We start from the raw sequence: 6827 nt of genomic DNA on the forward strand, positions 1-6827 counted from the left end.
GGTGTAGGGGGCGACGCGGGAACCGTTGGTCAGCGGAACTCCCGCCACCGCCAGGTTGTCCTTGGCCCCGAAGCGCATCCCGGCGAGCGGGCCGTCCGGGGGGGGGGGGCGCCCCCCCCCCCCCCCCCCCCCCCCCCCCCCCCCCCCCCGCCGCGCGTGCGGGCACCGATCGCCGCCCACACGCACACCGCCCGCTCCGCCGCCCACAGCGGCGCCCACAGCGCCGCGGTGGGCGGGTACTGCACCCGGCCGCCGTGCCGGCGCCGCCCCACCTCGGCCACCGCGACCGCGGTCAGCGCCCCCGCGCCGGCGGCGAGCGCCCCCCGGCGCGGGCGCCGGGCGGCCAGCACCAGCAGCGGCAGCCAGGACGCCTCCAGCACCAGCCGCCACGGCTGGGCGAAGTCGTCGTACGCCTGCCGGACCCGCTGCCCGGCGAAGTGCCGCGCCGTCGGCGGCAGCCGCGGCACGTACACCCCCGAGGCCGCGACGACACGCCCCCCGGCGGCCGCCACGGTCCGCAGCAGCTGCAGGTTCTCGAACAGCACGTCCCCGTCGTACCCGCCCATCTCGCGGAACGCGCTGCGCCGCAGCGCGATCGTCCCGGGGTAGTCCGCTCCGAACGCGCGGTTCACCAGGGAGCGGGCGGTGTCCCAGCGCGCGTGCCAGGGGGCGGGGCGGAACACGTTCTGCGGGCGCACCGCGTCCGCCCCGTCGAGCAGGTCGAGCACCGCACGCAGTTCCGCCGGCCCGTAGCGCACGTCGTCGTCGGCCACGACGACGAGCTCGTGGCGGGCGCCGAGCACGCCGGTGACGACGCCGGCGACCTTGCCGTTGCGGCCCGGCCACGGCTGCGGGCGCACGTGCCGCGCCCCGCTGCCCCGCCACGAACGCTCGTGGCGCTCGAAGTCCGCCCCCGGGGAACCGTCCACGACCGTGACGTCGACCAGCCCGGCCAGCGAGCGCAGGTAGTCCCCCAGCTCCTCGACCTCGCCGTCCGGGCGCGCCTCCCAGCGCAGCGGGACCACGTACTCGGCGCCCGGCCCCGAGGAGTCCTGCGCGGGGCTCACGCCCACGGCGCCAGCAGCGAGCTGCGGCCCTGCTCCCAGGAGGTGAGCTGGTGCTCGCCCGCCAGCGCGTCCAGCGCCAGGCAGGCCGCCGCGCCGAACAGCACGTCCGCGGCCAGCGCCGGCTCGTGGCGGGCCAGCGCCCCGGCGAGGTCGCGCCCGGCGATCTGCTCGTGCACGGCGTCGGCCTGCACGTGCTCGTCGAAGAACCACGTCGCGTCGGCGTCGAAACCCAGCCGGCGGAACCCGTTGCCGTACGCCTTGTTCGGCAGGGAGGACGTCATCTCGAACACCGCCAGGTGCCCCACGATCGCCCCGCGCAGGCGGCGGTGCAGGCCGAACAGCGACATCGCGTTCGTGCCCACCAGGGTGGTGGCGGGCACGGACGGGAGGTGGCGGCCGTAGGAGTCGTCCAGGCCCGCCGCGCGCATCGTGCGGGCGAACAGCGCCGAGTGCATCCGCTCGGGGCGGCCGCCGCCGTACTCGTCGGCCTGCACCTCCACCAGCGCGGCCTTGGGCCCGCCCGCCAGGCGCGGCACCGCCCACGTGTGCGGGTCGGCCTCCTTCAGGTGGTAGATCGAGCGGTGCACCAGGAACTCGCGCACCTGCTCCAGGGAGGCGTGCCGCTGCAGGAACGCGCTGACGCTCGGGCCGCCGTCGGCGGCGGCCATCGCGAACAGCGTCTCGGCGACGTCGCCGGCCGGCACGTCGGGAACCTCGGCGAGCGCGCGCACGGCCGCCTCGAACGGCCCCTCCAGCTCCTCGCGCACCCCCAGCAGGCCCAGGTCCCACTCCAGGGCGTCGTCCACGCCCTCCAGGCCGCGGTAGTGCAGCTCGTACAGCAGGAACAGCGACAGCTGCACGTCCTCGTCGCGCAGCACGTCGGCCCCGGTGACCGCCCGCGCCGCCAAGCTCCGCAGGTCCGCCGTGCCGAGAGCGCCCGGCTCGCCGCGGAAGAACCGCAGCAGCGCGGCGCTGAGGTCGCCGCGCGCCGGGGGCAGCGGCAGGCGCGCCGCCGGGCCCTCAGCCGTCGGGGGCGCCGGGGAGGGAGCGGTGGTGGTCACGGCCGGGGTGCCGGTGCCGGTGGAGGTGGTCGTGGTCATCGGGGCGTCCTGTCCTCGTCTGGAGCGGTGCGGGGAACGGGGGCGTCACGCAGCGGTCGGGCGGGACCCCGGCCGGTGGGCCCGGCGCGCGCCGGGCCGCCGCGGTGGGTAGGAAGACCGGTGTGGAACCGAGCACCGCGTCCCCCGACCACTCCGCCGCCCGGGGCGAGGAGGTCACCGTCACCGTCTGCCCCGGCGGGCCGCTGCTGGTGCGCGGGCCGGTGACGCTGCTGGACGGGGAGGGGGAGCGGCTGGACCCGGGCCGCAGGACGGTGGCGCTGTGCCGGTGCGGCCGCAGCGCCGAGGCGCCGTTCTGCGACGGCTCGCACAAGCGCCGGACCCGCCGGCCACCGGTGGACGCAGCGCCCGCCGACGCCTGACCGGGCGCTGCGAGCAGTGGTGCGCTCGGCACCCGGGGTCGGGCCATGGTCCCTCCGGATCGACGGCGCGGACCGCGCCCCCCGGGGCCGCTGCTCGACCCCTCGCGCACGCTAGGGGGAGCCCGCCGGGGCTGCAACCGGTCTGCGACCGGGCTGCGCCGCGGGGTCGCCGGAGGGCCCGGCGACCTGTGCGAGGGTTCGCGCCGACACCCCGCACCACCCGGAGGAACCCCGCCCGTGCACGCCCGCCCGTCGACCACCCGCACCCGATCGCCGCTCGGACCGTCCCCCGAGCGCCGCCTCGCGCTCGTGGCGGCCACCGCCACCCTGGGCGGCTTCCTCTTCGGCTACGACACCGGCGTCATCTCCGGCGCCCTGCTCTTCCTCGGCGACGACCTCGGCCTGAGCCCGGCGGGGGAGGGCCTGGTGACCAGCTCGCTGCTCGTCGGGGCGGCCGTCGGAGGGGTGGCCGGCGGCCGCCTGGCCGACGCGCACGGGCGGCGCCGGGCGCTGCTCGCCCTGGCGGTCGTCTTCCTCGGCGGCGCCCTCGGCTCGGCGCTGGCCCCCGGCGCCGGCACGCTCGTCGCGGCGCGCGTCGTGCTCGGCCTCGCCGTGGGCGGCGCCTCGGCCGTCGTGCCCGTCTACATCGCCGAGCTGGCGCCCGCCCGCCGCCGCGGCGGCTTCGTGGCCGCCTACGACCTGTCCATCGTCAGCGGGCAGCTCGCCGCCTACACCGCCAACGCGCTCATCGCCTCCGTCGGCGGGGAGCACGAGTGGCGGTGGATGCTCGCGCTGGCCTCGCTGCCCGCCGTGGCGCTCTTCCTGGGCGTCCTGGCCCTGCCGGACAGCCCCCGCTGGTTCGTCGAGCACGGGCGTGCCGCGGAAGCGCTCGCCGTGCTGCGCCAGGTGCGCCGCGGCGCCGAGGCCGAGGCCGAGCTGGCCGGGATCCAGGCCGCCGCCCGCGCCGGCGACGAGCGCGGCGGGTGGCGCGACCTGCGCACCCCGTGGGTGCGGCGCCTGGTGCTCGTGGGCGTGCTGCTCTCGGTCGTGCAGCAGGTCACCGGCGTGAACACGATCATGTACTACGCCCCCACGGTCCTGGTCACCACCGGCCTGGGCGACGGCTCCGCGCTCACGGCGACCATCGCCAACGGCGTCGTGTCGGTCCTGGCCGCCGCGACCGCGGTGGCCGTCGTCAACCGGTTCCCGCGCCGGCGGATGCTGCTGACCGGGCAGGTCGGGATCACCGCGTCGCTGCTGGCGCTGGCGGCCTGCTTCGCGCTGGCGTTCACCGCCTCCGGCGCGCCCGGTGCGGACCCCGGCACCCTGCTCCCGCGGTTCCCGCAGGCGAGCTGGCTGGTGCTGCTGGCGATGCTGGCGTTCCTCTTCTTCCAGCAGTGCTGCGTCTCCCCGGTCACCTGGGCGCTGCTGTCGGAGATCTTCCCGACCCGCCTGCGGGGCCTCGGCGTCGGCGTGTCGGTGTTCGCGCAGTGGGTGGTGAACTTCGCCGTCGTCCTGACGTTCCCGGTGCTGCTGGACCGCCTCGGCGGCGGCACCACGTTCCTGGCCTTCGCCGTCGTGAACGCCGTGATGGTGGTGCTGGTGCTGCGCCACGTGCCCGAGACGCGCGGGCAGTCCCTGGAGGAGCTGGAGAGCCGCTTCCGCACGGCCGGGGGAGGGGCGCGGCCGCGCCGCTAGGCTGCGAGGACGAAACCGGTTCCCCGCAGGAGGTCGTCGATGCCCGTCCCGCCGCCCAGCCCGTCCCGCCGGAGCGCGGCGTGAGCGCCCCCGCTCCCGGCGCCCACGTGCTGGTGACCGGAGCCGCGGGCAACATGGGCTCGCTGATCGGCCCCCGCCTCGCCGCGCCGGGCCGCACCCTCACGCTCACCGACGTCCGCCTGCCCGACCCGCTGCCGCAGCCGCCGCAGGACCCCGGCGCAGGGCCGGTGCGCTGGGCGCGGCTGTCGGTCACCGAGCCCGACGCCCTGGACGCCGCGCTGGACGGCGTGGACGCCGTCGTGCACCTGGGCGGCATCAGCCGGGAGGCCCCCTGGGAGGAGGTGCTGTCGGTCAACGTCGACGGCACCCGCAACCTCCTGGAGGCGGCCGTGCGCCGCGGGGTGCGCCGCGTCGTGCTCGCCTCCAGCAACCACGCCGTGGGGTACCGCACCCGTGACGAGACCGTCGAGGGGTACCTGCCCGCCGACGTCCCCGTGCGGCCCGACAGCTACTACGGCTGGAGCAAGGCCGCGATCGAGGCGCTGGGCCGGCTGTACAGCGACCGCCACGGCCTGCAGGTGTGCGTGCTGCGCATCGGCACCTGCTTCGCCGACCCGACCACCCTGGGCGTGCGCGGGCTGTCCACCTGGATGTCCCCCGACGACGGCACCCGGCTGCTGGAGGCCGCCGTCACCGACACCACCCCCGGGTACACCGTCGTGTGGGGCATCTCCCGCAACACCCGCCGCTGGTTCAGCCTCGCCGAGGGCGAGGCCATCGGCTACGACCCGCGCGACGACGCCGAGGAGCACGCCGCGCAGGTCCTGGCCGGCGAGCAGGAGCCCGACGTGCGCTCGCCCGACCTGTTCCGCGTCGGCGGAGAACCCTTCCTGACCAACCCCCTGGGGCAGCGGAACTGACCCGCGCGGCTCAGGCCGCCCGCGCGCCCCACGGGCGCGCGGCGGCGGCCATCCGCTCGTGCCCGTGCCGGCCCGCCAGGCCCAGGTGGTACAGGTGCAGCTCCGAGGCGCCCGCCGCGCGCAGCGCCGCCACGTGCGCCGGCAGGTCCTGCCCGCCCTCGGCGCCCAGCACCGTCACGTAGGCCCCGACCCCGGCACCCGCGCGCACGGCGGTGCGCACCGCGGCCACCGCGGCGGCCGTGGCCGGCGCCGCCGACCACGCGTGCAGCAGCTGCGCGTCGACCGCCGGGTCGGCCAGGGCCCGCTCGCCCAGCCCGGTGTTCGGCCCGGTGGCCCACGGGTCGGCCGCCGCGTGCACGGTGACGCGCAGCGGTCCCGGCGCGGCCGCCGACACCGCGGCCAGCACCCGCGCGCGCAGCTCGTCGGCGAACGCGTGCCGCACCTCCAGCACCACGCGCGAGGCGTCCTCGCCGACGAGGTCGGCCACCTCGCGGGCGTCGTCCGGTGCGGCGTCCTGCAGCTGGCGCACCCCGCGCCGCAGCGCCGCCACCACCTCGCCGGCCGCGGCTCCCTCCCGCTCCCACGCCTCGCGGCACCCGGCGCAGCAGCACACCGACAGCAGCCGCTCCAGGGCGGGCCCGAAGGCGCCGGCGGTCTTCTCGTGCGCTGCGTTGTGCGTCACGCCCAGCGTGCCCAGCGCCTCCAGCGACACCCCGGTGACGGGCGCGTCGCGCACGGCCTCGGCGGCCAGCGTCGCGCAGTACTCGCGCACCGCCGCCGAGCTGGGGCACAGCGCGTAGGAGTAGCGGTCGCCGAAGCAGTTCACGACGGCCACCTGCGGGTGCGCCGTGCCCAGACGGGTGGAGTGCGCCAGGATCGTCCACGCGTCCACCTCCAGGCCCGCCGCGCGCAACCGCCCGGCCGCCTCGGCGAACGCGTCGGGCGTGCCGTCGGGCACCCGCCCGGCGACCGGGCGCAGCAGCGCACCGGCCCACGCCTCCTCGCGCACCGGCCGGTACAGCGCGGCGTGCGGCGCCTCGACGAGCTGGTGCGCCGGGTGCCACGGGGTGGCCGCGCGGGTGGAGTGGTAGCTGGCGGCCAGCGCGACCCCCGTCAGGCCCAGGGACCGCGCGCGGTCGGGGAAACCGTCGTCGCCCAGGACGTCCCACGGGTAGGCGTACCCCACGACCCGCTGCGCGGGGGAGTCCCCCGCGTGCTCGGGGGTGCTGCTGGTCGTGCTGGTCGGCGGCATCGTCGGCCCTCCCGGCGTCCTGCCCGCGGCGGCCCTCGCGCTCGCCCGCGGGGCGCTCCTCGAACCCGGCGGACTGTACACACCCGCGGGGTTCAGCCCGGGCTCGCCCGTGCCGACAGCACGTGCGTGAACACCGAGCGCGAGCACCCCGTCCCCGCCCCCCGCGACCCTGACCACCAGGACGGCCTGTTCGGCGGGTGGACCCTGCCCGACGGCACGTTCGAAGGTTTCCCGGCGCCGCTGACCCGCGAGGAGCTCGTGCAGCGCTTCGTGGAGCGTTGCGGCGCAACGACCTCCTGAGAACCCCGGAACACCGGAGCGCGGAACGGCGAAGGGCGCCCACCCCCTGTGGGGGTGCGGCTCGGGCGCGGGGTAGCGGTCACGTCGCA

7 protein-coding genes are annotated in these 6827 nt (G+C 77.8%); 4 read left to right on the forward strand and 3 right to left on the reverse strand.

Going from position 1 to position 6827, the window contains the following annotated elements; genetic code table 11:
* Positions 1-29 precede the first annotated feature (29 nt).
* Together ACRYR9_RS19175 and ACRYR9_RS19180 are read right to left on the reverse strand one after the other, a co-directional pair.
* The gene (locus ACRYR9_RS19175; RefSeq protein WP_432540212.1) at positions 30-1067 is read right to left on the reverse strand and encodes a glycosyltransferase family 2 protein; all 1038 of its coding nucleotides are present in this window, start codon (positions 1065-1067) and stop codon (positions 30-32) included.
* A complete protein-coding gene (locus ACRYR9_RS19180; protein WP_432499153.1) occupies positions 1064-2167 on the reverse strand; it encodes an iron-containing redox enzyme family protein in 1104 nt (367 codons plus the stop codon). The genes ACRYR9_RS19175 and ACRYR9_RS19180 overlap by 4 nt, the downstream gene beginning before the upstream one ends.
* Positions 2168-2289: 122 nt before the next feature.
* Between ACRYR9_RS19180 and ACRYR9_RS19185 the strand changes: the two genes are divergently transcribed.
* The 3 genes from ACRYR9_RS19185 (at position 2290) to ACRYR9_RS19195 (ending at position 5186) form a co-directional block, all read left to right on the forward strand.
* Positions 2290-2547, forward strand: coding sequence for a CDGSH iron-sulfur domain-containing protein (locus ACRYR9_RS19185; protein ID WP_432499062.1), 258 nt, complete (start codon positions 2290-2292; stop codon positions 2545-2547).
* Between the two features lie 237 nt (positions 2548-2784).
* Positions 2785-4245, forward strand: a complete 1461-nt coding sequence (locus ACRYR9_RS19190; RefSeq protein WP_432499064.1) for a sugar porter family MFS transporter — start codon at positions 2785-2787, stop codon at positions 4243-4245.
* An 80-nt stretch (positions 4246-4325) separates the two neighbouring features.
* Positions 4326-5186 (forward strand): NAD-dependent epimerase/dehydratase family protein, encoded by an 861-nt coding sequence (locus tag ACRYR9_RS19195; protein ID WP_432499067.1) that lies wholly within the window; start codon positions 4326-4328, stop codon positions 5184-5186.
* Positions 5187-5196: 10 nt separating this feature from the next.
* Here the strand turns inward: ACRYR9_RS19195 and ACRYR9_RS19200 are convergent, their stop codons facing one another.
* On the reverse strand, positions 5197-6438 hold the full coding sequence (locus ACRYR9_RS19200; protein ID WP_432540213.1) for a hypothetical protein: 1242 nt from the start codon (positions 6436-6438) through the stop codon (positions 5197-5199).
* Positions 6439-6564: 126 nt separating this feature from the next.
* On the opposite strand from ACRYR9_RS19200, the gene ACRYR9_RS19205 reads away from it, so the two are divergent.
* Positions 6565-6738 carry a hypothetical protein gene (locus ACRYR9_RS19205; RefSeq protein WP_432499073.1) on the forward strand — a complete coding sequence of 58 codons (174 nt, stop codon included), beginning with the start codon at positions 6565-6567 and terminating at the stop codon, positions 6736-6738.
* Positions 6739-6827 lie beyond the last annotated feature (89 nt).

This window comes from Kineococcus auxinigenes (assembly GCF_050871525.1).
GTDB lineage: Bacteria > Actinomycetota > Actinomycetes > Actinomycetales > Kineococcaceae > Kineococcus.

Bases quoted from the DNA above. Each gene is read 5' to 3' on its own strand.
- ACRYR9_RS19180 (WP_432499153.1), bottom strand. From the start codon at position 2,167: ATGACCACGACCACCTCCACCGGCACCGGCACCCCGGCCGTGACCACC.
- ACRYR9_RS19200 (WP_432540213.1), bottom strand. From the start codon at position 6,438: ATGCCGCCGACCAGCACGACCAGCAGCACCCCCGAGCACGCGGGGGAC.